The sequence below is a fragment of the Deinococcus deserti VCD115 genome (assembly GCF_000020685.1).
GTDB lineage: Bacteria > Deinococcota > Deinococci > Deinococcales > Deinococcaceae > Deinococcus > Deinococcus deserti.
Window position 1 is genome coordinate 1,472,078 of sequence record NC_012526.1, and the last position, 16,327, is coordinate 1,488,404.

General features: G+C 62.1%; 17 protein-coding genes. 5 read left to right on the plus strand and 12 right to left on the minus strand.

The genetic code is table 11. The features are described 5' to 3' along the window. The first annotated feature begins 8 nt into the window (after positions 1-8). A complete protein-coding gene (locus DEIDE_RS06990) occupies positions 9-860 on the plus strand; it encodes a M55 family metallopeptidase (RefSeq protein ID WP_012693247.1) in 852 nt (283 codons plus the stop codon). Positions 861-892: 32 nt separating this feature from the next. Next, positions 893-1,327, plus strand: coding sequence for a hypothetical protein (locus DEIDE_RS06995; protein WP_162485411.1), 435 nt, complete (start codon positions 893-895; stop codon positions 1,325-1,327). Positions 1,328-1,495: 168 nt separating this feature from the next. Here DEIDE_RS06995 and DEIDE_RS07000 read toward each other — a convergent pair whose 3' ends face one another. The 4 genes from DEIDE_RS07000 to DEIDE_RS07015 all read right to left on the minus strand — a co-directional run bounded on the left by DEIDE_RS07000 (position 1,496) and on the right by DEIDE_RS07015 (position 5,723). Then, positions 1,496-3,340 (minus strand): alpha/beta hydrolase, encoded by a 1,845-nt coding sequence (locus DEIDE_RS07000; protein ID WP_012693249.1) that lies wholly within the window; start codon positions 3,338-3,340, stop codon positions 1,496-1,498. Between the two features lie 165 nt (positions 3,341-3,505). Beyond that, positions 3,506-3,916, minus strand: a complete 411-nt coding sequence (locus tag DEIDE_RS07005) for a DUF4259 domain-containing protein (RefSeq protein WP_012693250.1) — start codon at positions 3,914-3,916, stop codon at positions 3,506-3,508. Beyond that, the gene (ispG, locus tag DEIDE_RS07010; protein WP_012693251.1) at positions 3,913-5,139 is read right to left on the minus strand and encodes a flavodoxin-dependent (E)-4-hydroxy-3-methylbut-2-enyl-diphosphate synthase; all 1,227 of its coding nucleotides are present in this window, start codon (positions 5,137-5,139) and stop codon (positions 3,913-3,915) included. Before ispG ends, DEIDE_RS07005 begins: the two co-directional genes overlap by 4 nt. Before the next feature lie 32 nt (positions 5,140-5,171). Next, a complete protein-coding gene (locus tag DEIDE_RS07015) occupies positions 5,172-5,723 on the minus strand; it encodes a TetR/AcrR family transcriptional regulator (protein WP_242402882.1) in 552 nt (183 codons plus the stop codon). Positions 5,724-6,027: 304 nt separating this feature from the next. Here DEIDE_RS07015 and DEIDE_RS07020 point away from each other — a divergent pair, with 304 nt between their 5' ends. Beyond that, the gene (locus tag DEIDE_RS07020; RefSeq protein WP_012693253.1) at positions 6,028-6,762 is read left to right on the plus strand and encodes an MBL fold metallo-hydrolase; all 735 of its coding nucleotides are present in this window, start codon (positions 6,028-6,030) and stop codon (positions 6,760-6,762) included. Positions 6,763-6,810: 48 nt separating this feature from the next. Here the strand turns inward: DEIDE_RS07020 and DEIDE_RS07025 are convergent, their stop codons facing one another. The 6 genes from DEIDE_RS07025 to DEIDE_RS07050 form a co-directional block, all read right to left on the minus strand. Beyond that, complete coding sequence (locus DEIDE_RS07025; protein WP_012693254.1) at positions 6,811-7,569, minus strand: ABC transporter ATP-binding protein; 759 nt, start codon at positions 7,567-7,569, stop codon at positions 6,811-6,813. Then, on the minus strand, positions 7,562-8,347 hold the full coding sequence (locus DEIDE_RS07030; RefSeq protein WP_012693255.1) for an ABC transporter ATP-binding protein: 786 nt from the start codon (positions 8,345-8,347) through the stop codon (positions 7,562-7,564). The genes DEIDE_RS07025 and DEIDE_RS07030 overlap by 8 nt, the downstream gene beginning before the upstream one ends. Next, a complete protein-coding gene (locus DEIDE_RS07035) occupies positions 8,344-9,348 on the minus strand; it encodes a branched-chain amino acid ABC transporter permease (protein ID WP_012693256.1) in 1,005 nt (334 codons plus the stop codon). The genes DEIDE_RS07030 and DEIDE_RS07035 overlap by 4 nt, the downstream gene beginning before the upstream one ends. Further along, positions 9,345-10,232, minus strand: coding sequence for a branched-chain amino acid ABC transporter permease (locus DEIDE_RS07040; RefSeq protein WP_012693257.1), 888 nt, complete (start codon positions 10,230-10,232; stop codon positions 9,345-9,347). The genes DEIDE_RS07035 and DEIDE_RS07040 overlap by 4 nt, the downstream gene beginning before the upstream one ends. Positions 10,233-10,438: 206 nt before the next feature. Then, entirely contained in the window at positions 10,439-11,593 is a 1,155-nt protein-coding gene (locus DEIDE_RS07045) for an ABC transporter substrate-binding protein (RefSeq protein WP_012693258.1), read from the minus strand. Continuing rightward, positions 11,586-12,284, minus strand: coding sequence for a GntR family transcriptional regulator (locus DEIDE_RS07050; protein ID WP_012693259.1), 699 nt, complete (start codon positions 12,282-12,284; stop codon positions 11,586-11,588). Before DEIDE_RS07050 ends, DEIDE_RS07045 begins: the two co-directional genes overlap by 8 nt. 251 nt (positions 12,285-12,535) lie before the next feature. On the opposite strand from DEIDE_RS07050, the gene DEIDE_RS07055 reads away from it, so the two are divergent. After that, entirely contained in the window at positions 12,536-14,362 is a 1,827-nt protein-coding gene (locus DEIDE_RS07055) for an alpha-amylase family glycosyl hydrolase (protein WP_012693260.1), read from the plus strand. A gap of 341 nt (positions 14,363-14,703) precedes the next feature. After that, positions 14,704-15,087: an NADH-quinone oxidoreductase subunit 15 gene (locus tag DEIDE_RS07060; protein ID WP_012693261.1), complete on the plus strand. Its 384-nt coding sequence runs from the start codon at positions 14,704-14,706 to the stop codon at positions 15,085-15,087. A gap of 320 nt (positions 15,088-15,407) precedes the next feature. Here DEIDE_RS07060 and DEIDE_RS07065 read toward each other — a convergent pair whose 3' ends face one another. Together DEIDE_RS07065 and DEIDE_RS19750 are read right to left on the minus strand one after the other, a co-directional pair. After that, positions 15,408-15,968: a carbohydrate-binding domain-containing protein gene (locus DEIDE_RS07065; protein ID WP_012693262.1), complete on the minus strand. Its 561-nt coding sequence runs from the start codon at positions 15,966-15,968 to the stop codon at positions 15,408-15,410. Between the two features lie 23 nt (positions 15,969-15,991). Next, a complete protein-coding gene (locus tag DEIDE_RS19750; RefSeq protein ID WP_275040558.1) occupies positions 15,992-16,126 on the minus strand; it encodes a hypothetical protein in 135 nt (44 codons plus the stop codon). Between the last annotated feature and the right edge of the window lie 201 nt (positions 16,127-16,327).

Genomic DNA, 16,327 nt, shown 5'->3' on the forward strand with positions numbered 1-16,327 from the left:
CTGGGCGGATGAAAGTGGTGATCAGCGTGGACATGGAGGGCGTGTGCGGCGTCTCGAGCTGGGTTCAGGTCAGTCCACCCGAGTTCGGCGGGCTGGTCAACAGCACCGAATATCAATCAGCGCGCGAGCGTATGACCCGCGAGGCTGCCGCCGCCGCTCTGGGTGCCCTGGCCGCCGGAGCCACGGATGTGCTGGTCAACGACAGCCACGACGGCATGCGGAACCTGCTTCCTGATCTCCTGCCGGATGAGGTCAGGTACACCACCGGCAACGATAAGCCGCTGAGCATGGTGCAGGGCGTCCAGGAGCCGGATGTGGCGGCCCTGCTGTTCGTGGGCTACCACGCCAGGGCCGGCAGCATCCACGCGCCTCTGGCCCACACCTGGAACGGCTATGTACGCAGTGTCCGCTTCAACGGCATTGAGACCGGAGAGTACGGCATCAATGCCCTGCTGGCCGGACACTACGGTGTCCCGGTGGTTTTCGCCTCCGGTGACGACATCGCCATGCGTGAGATCACGGCGGAACTGGGTTCCCAGGTGGTGACCGTACCGGTCAAGGAAGGACTCAGCTCCTTCTCGGCGATTCACCTGCACCCGCGGGAAGCGCAGCGCCGGATCCGCGACGGTGCTGAGCGGGCTGTCCGGACTGCCGGGGAAGCCAGGCCCTACACCACCCACTGGCCAGCTGTGTGCGAGCTGGGGTTTGACCATCAGGCACGGGCCGACCAGTGCGAGCGCGTTCCGGGAGTGACGCGGACCTCGGCGGTCACGGTCGGCTGGGAGAGCCCCAACGCCTGGCACCTGTTCCAGACCTTCCGTATGCTGGCCCAGGTGGGTGACGTTCGCCTCAACGGCTGAAATTCTCACCGCGCTTGCGTACACTGCGCGCCGTGAAACGCATCGTTTTGGTTCTTCTCGCTCTTGGTTCCGGTGGGGCCCAGGCCGCTGTAGCCTGGGCCGGCGTCAATGCCTCTACTTCTGGCTATGGCGTCCATGCAGGCGTGGCCGTTGTGCCCGTGCCATTTGTAGGCACATTGGGCGTGGAAGCAAGTGCAGAGCGGGCCTGGAGCACTGCGGGCCCAAGCCGCCTCGCCGCCGGCCTTACTGTGAGGGACCTGAATCTGCCCCTGACACGGGTGGACGCTTTCGGTACGCTGGGCGGTGAATACCGTACATCCACAGCGTCACAGCCAGCTGCTCTGGCTGCATTTGCCGAAGCCGGCTTGCGTGGACGACTGGCTGGACCAGCCGGCTGGCGCGCCTTTGCCCGCGCGAATACATCCGGAGCATTCGGGGCTGGCCTGGGGCTTGAACTGCGGTTCTGACACGAAACGAGCAGGTGCCCTACAGCCGGGACTGGTCATGATGACCAGCGCGTTCTCCCACCTTTGAATGGAACGGGTGCCGACTTCGTCATTCTCCCTTCAAAAACAGCGAAAACACAGGAACACCCCTCCCTGAACAGCCAGGAGGGGTGCATTGTCATGCAGATTTTACTTTCGGAAATAGTTGTTCAGCGCATCGAGGTCCAGCGTACTGCTGACGCCGTGCAGGGCGGCACTCTGCTGCGCAATGGTCTGACGGTTGCGCGCCAGGGCCTGCAGGCCCTGAGCATCTTTCACAGCCTGTGCCCGGAGGGACTGCTTGCTCAGGCTGCCGGTGGTGAATTTCTCACCCACAGGATAGACCTGGGCTTCGTACGGCAGCGGCTTGGCCGAGCAGGCGGTGAGCTCAGCGCCAGGCAGCTCTCCGGTGAGGAAGTAGCGGGTGACCGGCAGGTCCACACAGTCCGTGTCATATGGGAAAGCAGCATGCTGCGGCTCGTCGTCGATCATGATCATGCGGGCGTTCGGGGTGGCCTTGAGGGCCGCCAGAGCACCTTCTTTCGGGGTGGCCGGGTCGTACTCGTTTTGCAGCAGCAGGACAGGAGGCATATCTGCCGGCACCTCGGGCTTCTTCACAGTAGGTCCGCCCTTCCAGTACAGGCAGGGAAGCGATACAAACGAACCCCCGATAAGCGGCGACTCGACGGCGTCGCGGTTATCCACGCTGCGCCAGTAGCCCAGATCCTGGTTCCAGGCCGTGTCGTTGCAGATCACTGCCGTGTTGGTGGCGCTGCCCTCTGTGAGCACCACAGGAGCAGGCGTCTGCATGGCCAGGCTTTCGCGGTAGTACAGCAGCTGGACAGCCAGCGAGCGGGACAGGTCGTTCAATTCCTGATTCGGGAAGTAGGTGGCCTGGGCTGCCTGAGCCAGCCACACTTCCATCCCCGCATGCGGGCTGGCCTTGATCAGACGGTCCACTACGCTGGCGACTTTGAGCAGCACACCGATTGTGGGGTATTCGTCGCGACTGTACAGCAGGCTGGCGGTGGTGCTGCCAAGTACGTTCTTGATGGGTTCACCAAGAGTGGCGTACTTCGCGTACACCTGCTCAGGGGTTTTGCCCAATCCGAACAGGTCTTGGAGACGCGTCAGGTAAGGCACCACGACCTCGCGGAAGTCACGCTGGAAGGTCATGGGGTCAGCTTCGAACGCGGCCTGCATGGTGGCGTGGAAAGGCATGTTGGCATCCAGCAGCATGCGTCCGGTGGTCTTTGGGAACCGCTTGGCGTACCACGAGCCCAGCCATGTGCCGTAGGAGTACCCGATGTAGTTGAGTTTCTTATCCCCAAGAAGCTCGCGGGCCAGGTCCAGGTCGCGCGCGGTGGCGTCCGTATTGATGAACGGGGTCAGCGGGTTTTTCTGACATGCGCTGGCTACCAGTTGACCCACCCGGATCATGGCCGACACGTTCTGCTCACTGCGGTCACTGGCCGGCGAGCGAACAACCGGGGCCAGCTCGTTGCTGCCGCAGTACAGGCGGGAACTGGCGCCCACGCCGCGAGGCGAGAAGCCCACCAGGTCGAACTGTTCAGTCATCTTTTTCAGGTTGGCGCCCACCGGGGTGTTGGTATCTGCCTTCCCCCAGGCAAAGCCGAACCAGGGAGCAAACCCCAGACCGTCACCGCCGGGGCCTCCAGGATTGAAGAAAATCGCACCCTGACGCTGGTCGGCGTTGGCAGCCTTGAGGCGGATCAGGGAAACGCTGGCCTTGCCGGCAGATGGCGCTTCCCAGTTCACTGGGACTTGCATGTCAGCACAGACCAGACGGTCGCCCAGGGCCTTGAACAGTTCGGTCTCGTCTTCCCCCAGGATGGTGGGATCGCAGGCCTGCCAGTTGAGTTTCTGATCCTGAAAGGTCCGGTCCTCGGGTACCTTTGATTCAAAAAGGCCACAGCTGGCCAGAGTGAGAGGAAGCAACAGCAGAAGGGTGGCTGGACTTGAGGGTCTCTTCATAATTTCTCCTGTCTCACCATAGCCACCCATTCAGGGGTTGCATGCCACAAATGTGGAACGATGGTCCGAGGCTTGCCGAAAGCCACCGAATGCAGGGCTGGTACGAAGTCTTCGCTCCGTACCAGCCCTGAATCTGTCGCCCAGCGGCGACAAAAGTCCCCCCCGTCAGCCAAGCTGTTGTCTTAACCGCTGCACTTCCATGCGCCACGTTTCCGCGTCTGCACCGTCTTCCCATTGATCAGGCAGTTCACTGTCTGGTCCAAGGGTGCGGTCCACGGCCTCGCGCGCCAGATCACGCCACTGGGCCATCTGCGTTCTTCCTGAGGCCGAATGGCCCTGAACCCAGGCGCGCAGCCCGGCGTCGGTAAGCGAGGAGGTTTCTCCCTCCAGCACCGCGACCAGAATCTGGGCGGCTGCCAGAACTCGGTGGCCTTCTTCCGCCGCCAGGAAATCCGTGTCCGGGTCGAGGGCAACCTCAAAGGCTTCAGCCAGGGCCAGGGGGCCGTCCTGCTGCACTTCCTGCGCAAAAGCTGCGCCGGTTTCGTTGTCAAAAGGTCCGGTTCCCCACACGTTCATTGACGGACCTCCTGGAGGCCGTAGCGGCGCTCGACGTAGGTTTCGAGCAAATCCTGAAAGTCTTCAGCAATGCGCGGCCCGCGCAGGGTCGTCAGTAATTTGCCGTCCTGATACACCGGCGCGCGCGGATCTTCTCCGGTGCCGGGCAGCGAGATCCCAATGTTGGCATGCTTGCTTTCGCCGGGACCGTTCACGATGCAGCCCATGACCGCTACCTGCATCTCCTCTACACCAGGGTAACGGGCCTTCCAGTCCGGCATGGCGTCGCGGATGTAATCCTGAATTTTCTGGGCCAGTTCCTGAAAGAACGAGCTGGTGGTGCGCCCACAGCCGGGGCAGCTGGTGACCTGCGGCAGGAATTGCCGCAGCCCCAGGCTCTGCAGGATCTGCTGCGCGACCTCGACTTCCAGCTTTCGGCTGGCCCCGGGTTCGGGCGTAAGGCTGACCCGGATGGTGTCGCCGATGCCTTCGGTCAGCAGCGGCGCCAGGGCCACGCTGGAGGCCACCATGCCCTTCATGCCCATGCCCGCTTCGGTCAGGCCCAGGTGCAGGGGGTAGTCGCACTGTGCCGCCAGTTTGCGGTAGACCTGCCACAGTTCCGGCGCGCTGCTTACCTTGACCGAAATCAGAATGCGGTCGTGTGCCAGCCCCAGGCTTTCGGCGTACTGGGCCGACTCCAGGGCGGAGATCACCATGGCGTCGATCATGACGTCCGTGCCGCTTTTCGGGCTGCCCTGGGCCGTGTTCTCGTCCATAAGGCGAGCCAGGACCTGCTGGTCGAGGCTGCCCCAGTTGACCCCAACCCGCACGGGTTTATCAAATTCCTTTGCGACCTCGATCATGGTGGCGAAGTTTGCGTCATGGTGCTGTCCGGCGCCGACATTGCCCGGGTTGATGCGGTACTTGGCCAGCAGCCGGGCGGTTTCGGGATATTCCCGAAGCAGGATGTGCCCGTTGTAGTGAAAGTCGCCCACGATAGGCACATTCAGCCCGACTTCCTCGAGGCGGGCGATGATTTCAGGAATGGCGGCAGCGGCCTCGCGGGTATTGACCGTGACGCGCACCAGTTCCGAACCGGCCCGCGCCAGCTGTGCCACCTGAATGGCAGTGGCTTCGGCGTTGGCCGTGTCGGTGTTGGTCATGGACTGCACCACGATGGGGTGGGCCGATCCCACGGGCACACCTCCTACGTTCACGGTGACGGTCGGACGGCGGGTAATCATGCCCTGAGTCTACGCGGGGCAGGCCGGGACGGTCAGGAAGACGGGTTACGGGGCATGTGCGCCGCCTCCATGTGATCGAGCAGGGCGGTCAAGCCCACCGCGAGCCCGCCACGAGGGCCGCTGTCACCGTACAGGCCCTGCTGTTCAAGCATGGCGGCGCCGTGCAGGAAGGTCCAGAAGGCGACGGCGTGGTCGGTGTCGTCAGGGTGGCCGCTGAGGTTGCCTACCAGTTTCAGGAGCGTATTCCACAACGCTTTGGCCGGACTTGGATCCGGCGTGGTCGTTCCGGCGGGGTTATCGCAGAAGAGCATCAGGGCGTAGGCGTGTGGGTGGATCCGGGCGTAGTCGAGGTAGGTGTGGGCAGCTGCGTTCAGAGCGTCGCGTGGCGCTCTGCCCTGTACGGCCAGCGCAATGCTGTCCTGCAGTGCCAGCACCCCTCGCTCGGCCAATGCGCGAATCAGCGCTTCACGGTTTTCCACATGTCGGTAAAGACTCGCCGGCCGCACGCCAAGCACCTCAGCCAGGGCGCGCATGTTGAGGGCGTTCTGGCCACCCTCGTTCAGGAGGGTCCAGGCGGCATCCATGATGGAAGATGCTGACAGTCGAGCTGGAAACGGCACAGTGTTCACTGTACGCCTTGACACGTCCAAGCTGAAGACTTACGGTGTTAACCATGAAGACGAACACTGTTCGCATTGAGCGAGAAGCGTCCGGCACACCGTTACCAGGGCCAGACTCCTGGAATCCTGAAAGAGCCTGGGGCAGCGCCGGGACACCAATCAGCTCCTATCCGCCTTATGAATGTCCCGGGCCTGATCAGTGGGCTTTGCAGCAACACGCCGCTGATGGCCGTCAGAGCTCCCCTTTGCACTGCGCGGGAGACTCCCGATGAACGGCGCTCCGCATCGCCTGACTCAATACGGCCTGATCAATTCCTATCTGGTTGAGGAAGACGACGGCTATACCTTGATTGATGCCGGTCTTCCAGGCCTCGAGCGATCGGTTCAGCGCACCCTGCAGCGCACCGGCAAACCATTGCAACGCATCGCATTGACCCATGGCCACGACGACCATTTTGGCGCCTTGGACGCACTTAAAACGGCCCATCCCCGCCTGGAAGTTCTTGTTGGCACGGGAGATACGAGTCTCCTGGCAGAACGCGGATGCGGGACGCGGCCCACACAGAACCTCCAGGACGGCGACCGCGTCGGGTCCCTCGTCGTCATCGCCACTCCGGGCCATTCTCCCGGTCACGTCGCGTACTTCGACGAGCGCATAGGCGCCCTGTATGCCGGAGACACCTTCGTCAATGTGCCGGCCCTGCGTGTGGCCAGCGAATTGAGCGTGGTCTTCCCGCTGCCGACATTGGGCACCCATGACCCGGTGCAAACGGTGCGGAGTGCGCGCCTCCTGCTGGATGTGCCGGCGCGGTCTCTGGCTGCTGGACACGGTCCGGTCCTGGTCAATCCGTTACCGGCCATGCGCCGCGCCGTAGAGGCCGCAGAAAGAAGCAATCCCCGGTCACGCGTATCCCGTGTGGTCGCAGAAGCGGTGGCCCGGCTGACTTCTGCCGCAACCAGTGCAGGCACCAGCCTGCAACAGAAAGCCTTGCAGAAACACTGAACGGGGCTTCCAGGGGCGAACCCTGGAAGCCCCGTCAGCTGTCTGTTCCTAGACGCCCAGGTACGCCTTGATGATGTCCGGGTCGCCCATCAGGTCGCGGCTGGGCCCTTCCTTGACCAGCTGACCAAGTTCCAGGACGTAGGTGCGGTCAGTGACCCGCAGCACCTGCCGGACGTTCTGTTCAACCAGCAGTACCGTCAGGCCCAGCTCACGGAGACTGCCAATCACCCGCATCACCTCGGTCACCACCAGCGGAGCCAGGCCCAGGCTGGGCTCGTCCATCAGCAGGACCTCAGGCTCGCTCATCAGTGCGCGGCCAATGGCGACCATCTGCTGCTCACCGCCGGACAGCGCCGCCGCCGGAGTCAGGCGCTTTTCTGTCAAGCGCGGGAAGAAGTCGTAGACCTTCTGCAGATTCGCGGCGCGGTTGGCCTTCGTGCGGGGCAGATACGCACCCATCAACAGGTTTTCTTCCACCGTCATCTGCCCAAACAGCTGACGGCCCATCGGCACGTGCGCCACACCCATGTCAGTGATCAGGTGAGGTGGGACGCCGTTGAGGTTCTGTCCTCGGTAGGTCGCAGTGCCCGCCCGGGCTTTGAGCATGCCGGACAGCACTCGCAGGATGGTACTTTTCCCGCTGCCGTTGCCGCCGACCAGACCCACGAGTTCGCCCTTATCCACATGCAGGGAGACTCCGAAGACAACCTGCACCTCGCCGTAGGCGACTTCCAGGTCAGTAGCGTCCAGTACCCGGTCTCCGGGAACGAAGACAGGCCGGGCCGGCATCGCAGTCTTGTCAGTCATGGTCATCTCCCAGGTAGGCGCGGATAACGTCCGGGTGGGTAGACACCTCACGCGGGTCGCCTTCCGCCAACAATTCACCGAAGGCCATGCAGATCACGTGGTCGGACAGGCTCATGATCACGTGCATGATGTGCTCGACCATCACGATGCCCAGCCCCGAGCGGGCCAGTTCGCGGATCAGGGCGACCATCTCCTGCTGGGCCGGGGGGTTAAGACCGGCGATGCTCTCATCCAGAAACAGAAGGCGGGGCTGCAGGGCCAGGGCCTTGGCCAGTTCAAGGCGGCGGCGGCGGGCCAGGTTGAGCTGTGCGGCAGGTTGCGTGGCCCGGTCAGCCAATCCGACCCGTTCCAGCACCTCATAGGCGTGGTCCTCGGCGGCCCGGCCACGATTCTTCAGGAACGATGCCACCAGCACGTTTTCCAGCACGCTCAGGTCCTCGAAGGGACGCTCGACCTGAAAGGTTCGGGCCATTCCCAGTTTCGCCCGGGCCTGCGGCTGCATATGAGTAATATCGCGCCCGTCGAGGGTTACGCGGCCCTGGCTGGCGCGCACAAACCCGGTCAGGGCATTGAACAGAGTGGTCTTGCCCGCACCGTTCGGGCCGATCAGTCCCAGAATCTCTCCGGGTCGCACCGCCAGGCTGATGTCCTTGACGGCCGTGACACCGCCAAAGCGCACGGTGACTCCTTCGGCCACCAGGAGGGGTGGTCCCTTGGGCGCGTGGATCACTTCACCAGGAAAGGTGGTGAGTTCCGGCAGAACAGGCTGGCCGGTCATCGTGCCGTCCCCAGTTTCTGCCCGCCACGCGCGAACAGGCCCATGATGCCATTCGGCGCATACAGCGTGACCAGCAGGATCAGCACGCCGTAGATCAGCAGGTTGGCGCTGCTGAACACGTTGCGGAACACCTCACCGAACGTTGCCAGCAGGACCGCCCCGATCAACGGCCCCTGAATGCTGGTGCGCCCACCGATAATCGCCATCAGTGCGATCTGGACACTGATAGGCAGTTCCAGCAGCGTATGGGGCTCGAAAGCCTGCAGGTAGATGGCATACAGGGCGCCGCCCAAGGCGGTCAGCGCCGCCGAGATCATGAAGGCAATCAGCTTCATTCGCGTGGGATCAATGCCCAGTGCCCGCGCGCCGTCTTCGTCTTCACGCACGGCCTGCAGAGCGTAGCCGAGGCGCGACCGCCGGATCAGGTGTGTGACCAGCAGGGTCAGGACCACAAAGGCGAAAGACAGCCAGTACTCCACCCGGCGGTCAAACAGATCCAGGCCAAAAAAGCGCGGTAACTCCGGCATAAACAGGCCTTCGCTGCCACCGGTCCATTCGCTGTTGATGGCGACCAGACGGATCACGAGCGCTACCGCAATGGTGGACAGCGTGAAGTAGCTGCCGCGCAACCGGAAGGTCAGGGCGCCCCAGACGGCCGCGAGCGCTACGGCCAGCGCCATGCCGATCAGCGTTCCCCACCAGGGAGCCACCGGTCCGCCAAACAGCGCGGGAACACGTTCAGGCGTGGCCAGCAGGGTCATGGTGTACGCCCCAATCCCCAGCAGGGCAGCGTGGCCCAGGCTGGTCTGCCCTGCCCAGCCACCCAGAATGTTCCAGCTCATGGCCAGCCCGGCAAACAGCAGTGTCGAGATGCCGAAGTTCATGGTTTTGCCGAAGACGAACGGATAGATAAACAGCACAGCCAGAATCACGGCACTGAGCCACACATTGCCAAAGGTCAGTGCGCGCGGTCGCGCCACCGATACAGAAGAGGCGGTCATACGCGTTTCACCGTCTTCCCGAAGAGTCCCTCAGGACGCAGGAGCAGCACCAGCAGGAACGCAATCAGACCGTAAGCGTCGCGGTAGTTGTTGCTGACATAGAAGGCGCCGAGCGACTCGATGACCCCCAGGACCAGCCCGCCCACCACCGCGCCCGGCAGGTTCCCCAGTCCGCCCAGGACGGTCACGATAAAGGCTTTGGTGGTGTAGTTCTCCCCCACCGTGGGAAAGGCATACAGCAGGGGCATCAGCAAGACACCGGCAATCGCAGCAAACGCGACGCCCATACCGAACACAATGGCCTGGATATTGGCGGTCCGGACGCCCTGCAACTCCGCACCCAGCGGGTTCTGGGCGGTGGCCCGGATGGCGCGGCCCAGTTCAGTGCGGTACAGCAGCAGGTTGAGTCCAGCAATGACCACCAGGGTGCCCAGACCAGCGACCAGCAGCGGAATACTGACCTGCACCCCTGCAAACGAGAAGGTTTTGATGGCGTACGGAACGTTGATGCTCTGCGGCTGGGCTCCAAAGCCCAGCAGCAGCGTGTTGCTGATAATGAGCCCCAGCCCCAGCGTGGCCAGCATGCTGCCCTCACCCAGCCGGTCACCCAGGCGGGTCAGGACAAAACGCTGGATCGCGTATCCCAGTGCAAATCCGACCGGCGCCGCCACCAGCAGACTCAGATAAGGGTCGATGTTCAGGGTCCGGAACAGCGCCAGGGTAATGAACATTCCGATGGCCAGAAAATCACCATGTGCGAAATTGATGACTTTCATCACACCGAAGATCAGGCTCAGGCCGGTGCCGATCAGGGCGTAGAGACCCCCGGTCAGCAGGCCCTGCACCAGGGTCTGAAAAAAAGCCGTGACGGCTACTTGGTCCATGCAAGCTCCTAGAGCGAAGACAAGAAAGGGTCGCAGAGAAATCTGCTGCGTCGGTGTGATCGTGATCAGCCCGGCATCACGCCGGACAGACCGTCATTGCGCTGCGCCTGTCATGCCCGGTTCCCTGGGTCATGTGCAGAGGCAGCGGGCCGGCATTTTCCGGCAGAAGGGCGGCCGCAGGTCTCACTGCGGCCGCCCCCGAAGCCTTATCGCTCGAACTTGATGGCCTTGGGGACCACGCTCTTGGGGTAGATAGGCACGAACTTGCCTCCCTGCACCTGCTGAGCGACCATAACCAGAGGGTTCTGGTTGCGGAACCCGTCGTAGTCCTTGAACTGGATTGGACCGAACGCAGTCTGCATGTTCACGCTGTTCAGTGCTTCTTTGACCTTCTCGCGGTCGGTATTGCCAGCGCGGCGGATGGCTTCGGCCGCGACGATCACTCCGGCGTAGGCCTGAGCGGCGTGATAACTCGGCTCGTGACCGCCCAGCGCCTTGACCAGTTCCACGTTGAGCTTCTGCACACCGGGGTAACGCAACTGCGGAATCCAGGCAGTCGCCGTAATGACGCTTTCCGCTGCGCTGCCGCTGTCCTTGACGAACTCGGGCAGTGCGAAGCCGGCTGCACCTCCGGCGAAGAGGCGGGGCTTGACGCCCACCTCACGCGCCTGACGCATCAGGGCCACGCTGTCCTCGGCGTAGGAGACCATCAGCAGGCCATCGGGGTTCTTGGCCTTGATCCGGTTGAGCACCGGGCGGAAGTCAGTCAGACCCTTGTCGTAGCGCTGGTCCTCCACGATGCTGATGCCGTATTCCTTGGCAATAACCTGGGCGGCGTCTGCAACGCTCTTTTCGAAGGCGCCGGTACCAGCGATGACGGCCATGGTCTTGAACTTCTTGTCGCGGAAGATATTCAGAATGACGCGGGCGTATTCGGTGGCCGGCTGGTTGAGGCGGAAGATATAGTCACTTCCCGGCTTGGTGATGTCGTCGCCGCTGGATGTGATGACGAGGTTCGGCACCTTCTGGCGTGCCAGATACTGCGCCTGGGCCTTGACCAGCGAGCTGCTGTATTCGTTGATCACCAGAGGCACGCCCGCATTGACAAGGCGCTCGGCGGCGGCCAGACCCTTGTTGACGTCGGAGGCGTTGTCCTCGATCAGCAGTTCGATCTTGCGGCCACCGATACCGCCTTTGCGGTTGACTTCCGCCACTCCAACCTTGAAGCCGGCCAGCTGCATTTTGCCGAATTCAGCGAAGCGGCCGGTGATTGAGGTGATCGCACCGATCTTGATGGTGCCCTGGGCTGCGGCGCTGCCGGCAAGGGCGATGGACAGAGTGAACAGCATGACTTTACGCATGATTTTCTCCTGGAGGGGAATGAAGTGCTGAGGAAAGATGGGACGAATGTAGGGCCCGGATAGAACTCGCTATGCGGCGCAGGTGGGCACGCATGGCCAGTTCGGCGCCGGGTCCATCGCGTTGGCGCAGGGCTCGTTCGATGACGCGGTGCTCCTCATGGCTGAGTTTCAGGTGAGCTTCACTGCCCAGGAGCCAGGGACCTGCCAGACACATTTCGCGCGAAAGCAGTTCTGCATGCCGGGCAAGCCTGGCGTTTCCGCTGGACTGCACGATGATCAGGTGAAAGCGGCTGTCCAGGGTCCGGAACTGCCGGGCGTCGCGCAGGGCCGCCGCCCCCTGGGCATCGAGAACGCCACGCAGGGCAGTCAGCTCGGTGGCGCTCATTCGGTCAGCCGCCAGCGCAGCGGCCAGCGAATCGGTGGCGGCACGCAGTTCATACAGCTCCAGCACGTCGGACAGGCAAAGTTGAGCGACCTCCACACCACGGCGTGAATGCTCGACCGCCAGACCTTCACCAACCAGCAGCAGAATCGCCTCACGCACAGGAGAGCGCGATACCTCTAACTGCCTTGCCAGTTCCGGCACGCTGAGGCGCGTACCGGGCGCCAGATCACCAGCCAGAATGGCCTGACGCAATCGGTCCCGGACCACATCCACCACACGGGCGCTGGCCACCGGCTGAAACACCACGTGCACCTCCTTTCATTTGCCAGGACTATTGCCAGGAAATGAAATTACTCAGCAGAATTTGGAACACGTAAAGTATTACATGTAAACGACTGCAGCACAAGAACCGTCATATAGCCTGGACTGACGCTTGACCTGAGCAGGATTGAACATGCAGACTTCTGAAAATTCACAGGCAACGCTTGCCGTCCCGGCACGACCTCCCGCACAGAGACGGGTGAGTTGTACCGGGACGGCTCTTTTGGAGGATGGACATGCTTTTTCAAGGTTTCGAGGCACAGCACGATCACACCCCGGCATATACCGAGCAGCTGGGTGCAGCGCTGGGCCAGACAGTACGTGTCCGGATGCGGACCACACTGCCGGTCACGGATGTGGCCCTTAAAGTGGTTCAGGTCGGAGAAATCGAGACCCTGCCGGCACAGGAGATCACCGGTCCCGCCGGATTTTCCGGTGAAGGACGCTGGTTCGAGGCCCATCTGCCGCTTCATGATCAGCGGGTGCGTTATGCCTGGCAGCTCAATCTGACTGACGACCACCTGAACCTGACAGCACTGGGACTACACCGCAGCCGCCGGGGATTTCGCAGCTGGTTCCAGTACCTCGCGGGGCACGTGGCGCCCGAATGGGCCTGGCGCAGCGTCTTCTACCAGATTTTTCCAGACCGTTTCCGCAATGGTGACCCCACCAACGACGTACAGACCGGTGAATACATCTATGAGGGCCGGCCGGTAGAACATGTCGCCTGGGACCATCCGGTTGACGCTCATGGCGATATTCACGGGCACTATGGCGGTGACCTCAATGGGGTGACGCAGGCCCTGCCCTATCTGAAGGACCTGGGCATTACGGGATTGTGGCTGACGCCCATTTTCGAGTCTCCCAGCAACCACAGGTATGACATCACCGATTACCGGCGCGTCGATCCCCACCTGGGCGGCGAAGACGCCTGGGATGAACTGGTGCAGGAGGCCGACCAGGCAGGAATCCGTATCGTGCTTGACGGCGTCTTTAACCACATGGGCAACGAAAATGCCCTGTTCCGCGCCGCGCTGGAAAGCGAGGACGCCCCGGAGCGCTCGCTGTTCACGTGGCGCGACGAGCCCGGCAAGCCTCCTTACCATTCATTTTTTGACGTCCCCACGCTGCCCAAGATCGATTACCGCAACGAAAGCGCCGTGGAGGAGTTCTTCAGTGGAGAAAGCAGCGTCGTGCGCCACTGGCTCCGGCAGGGCGCAGCTGGCTGGCGCCTGGACGTCGCACACATGATCGGCGCTGGAGGCACCGACACCGACAATCTGCCCCTGCACCGGGCGCTGAAGACCGCCGCGCGTCAGGAACGCCCGGATGCCTATGTGTTCGGCGAACGCTTCTACGACCCGGAGCACGCCCTGGACGGCCAGGGTGAAGACGGCACCATGAACTACCACGGCTTCGGGCTGCCGGTCATGCAGTGGCTTGCTGGCGCCACCTATTTCCAGGAACCGAGCCGGATCAGCGGCCCGGAAGTCGCCGAAATCATGTGGGACGCCTATCACGCACTGGCTCCTGAGGTTGCGCTCAGCATGTTCAACCTGCTGGAATCGCACGATATCGGCCGGGCACTCTATCGCCTGGGCAACGACCGCACGCGCTTCCTGTCCGCCTTTACGCTGCTGGTCGCCTACCCGGGCGTGCCCTGCACGTACTACGGCACCGAGATCGGACTGTCGCAGAGCCGCCCCGGAAATATGCCCTGGTGCCGCGAACCGATGCCCTGGGACGAAAGTCAGTGGGATCTGGAGCTGCATTCCAGGGTCAAGGCCCTGATTGCTGTGCGGCGACAGACTGCGGCGCTGCACAGTGGCAACCTGCGTTTCCTGCACGCTGAGCCGGACGCCCTGGCCTTCCTGCGCGAAATTACGGGAGCCGACGGGCAGACTTCACGTGTGATCGCCCTAGCCAGCCGGCGCACAGATGCCCACGAAGTGAGCCTGACCCTGCCTGCTGGCGAGTGGCGCGACGCGCTGACCGGCGAGGCCATGGCCGGCGGCGCGGCTATCCTCAATGCCACAGGCGGCCGGCTCCTCCTGCAGCACTAACGGCGCAGCAGGCACCAAGACGAGCAGCCATAGCAACAAAGGCACGTGACTTCACCTGGTCACGTGCCTTTGCTGTAGTTGACGTACATGACCCAGTAAGTCTGGCGCGTCAGCACCTGATACCTGGGGTGAAAGCAGGCCACGGAACTCTCCCGTCGGTCGGGGACAGGACGACGCCAGCTGCCATTCCTGGCGGCCAGCCGGCGGTGTCCTGGTAACGCCAGTCGGTTCACACATGAAATGCGCCGACTCATCCACTTCGGCCACCGCCGACCGTCTTGTTCATCACCTGTGTGGCGCATCATTCACACCCTGCAGGAATTCCACTAGACTTGTGTCACATGTCACATGCATCGGACTCGGCGTTGTACGCGCAGTGGGTAGAGTTACTGAGTTGGCTTCAGGAGGAGGCAGCCGCACGCGGTCTGAGCTTCGAGAAGGTCGCCGACTTCCCCGACTACATCTACCGCATGGAGCGGCCCTATGAGTTGCCGACGACCGTAATGAGCGTCAGCCTGAGCGCAGGCGGTCAGCCTCAGATCGTGGCAGCAGTCAGCCCGCGTCACGCAGACCTCAAGGCCGTCAGCCTGCGCGTGATGGGAGCCAGCAAACACTGGCACCTACATGCGGGGGATGGCGTTCTGCTGGAAGGCAAGCGGCCATTTACCCGTGCTCGGCTCCAGACCTTGCTTGACAGTGCCATGCGGGGCGTACAGGCCGTCTAACAGCGAGTAATTTAAGCGCGCGTTGACATCTCTTCGTGATGGTATAAGTTTGGCTTTCAAACTTTTCAATAGGATTTACTTCCGCGCAGCGAACTCTTAGAGCGCTTGTATCCAGCAAGACGGCGCAAAACGCACGCAGCAAAGCCCCAACTTGTCGGATCACGTCCGATTGAAGGGCCAATCTTCTGGCACGAATTGCGCCTCAGTACAATCGGCCCCTGAGGTAGCAGGTCGTCGCGCACCTGGACATGGATAGCATCGCCGAACCGGCGCACCAGAAACGAGGCCACCTATGGGTGGCCTCGTTATTATCTGCCTAATTATTTGCCGCTTTTACTCTGATTGATCTGCAGGTAATCGACAACAGCATTGCGGTCCTGCTTTGTCGCTTCGTTATATAGATCGTTTACGAAAGTCAAGGTTATGGTCCCACCAGGACTCAATTGCATGCGCCCAAACGACCGCTTTTCGTATTGCGTGTTGTCCAGAGTCACAATGCGATCGGGTCCGTCCACGCTGCTCAGTGATACTTGTGGGGGTCCCATGTATTGCTCGCCGCGTCCTACTATCGAAACAGTATATTCCTGGGCTTTCAAGTTATTGGGAAGCTTGAACGTAACTGTCTGGTGAGTGCTCAGCAAGATTACGGCGCTCCCACCGCTGGCCCCAGGATCCATAATGACCTGACTCCCTTCAAATGGCCGGGGCTGCCCTACCTGCTGCGGTGTGACTGCCACCATTAGCTCAGCCTGTGTAGCCTCCAGCTGAAGATCCTCGCTGGCCGGCGTGACTGCGGGAGATCCACAACCAGCCAATACTAGAGCGGTCAACAGGCCGAGAAGGGTATGGGGAACGCGGGCGGTCCTGCGAGGGTTTGTCATGCCAAGCTCCTTTGAAAACACAGTCAGCCGCCCAGACAACCCGTGCCGTAGACGCTGTCAGGTGCAGTGTGTTCCAGGTTTTCGTTGGCACCAGTATGCATGTTGTACTGAACCTCGTTCAGCCCATAGGCGCTGCACAGCAGTCGTTCATCTTTCAAATACTCATCGCAGCTATTGGGGACGCATATCGAATAACCCGCGCCCAGCAGCCTATCCATCTAAATGAGGACTATTACGCTGGCTTGTATACAGTGACTGTCGCTAACTACCCCGGCCGCCCAAGGTGACCAATCAGTGCGACTCGAACAACTACGCAGCTTCCAGCCCCAGGCGCGCCAAATTCCAGAATGATGGCCGCT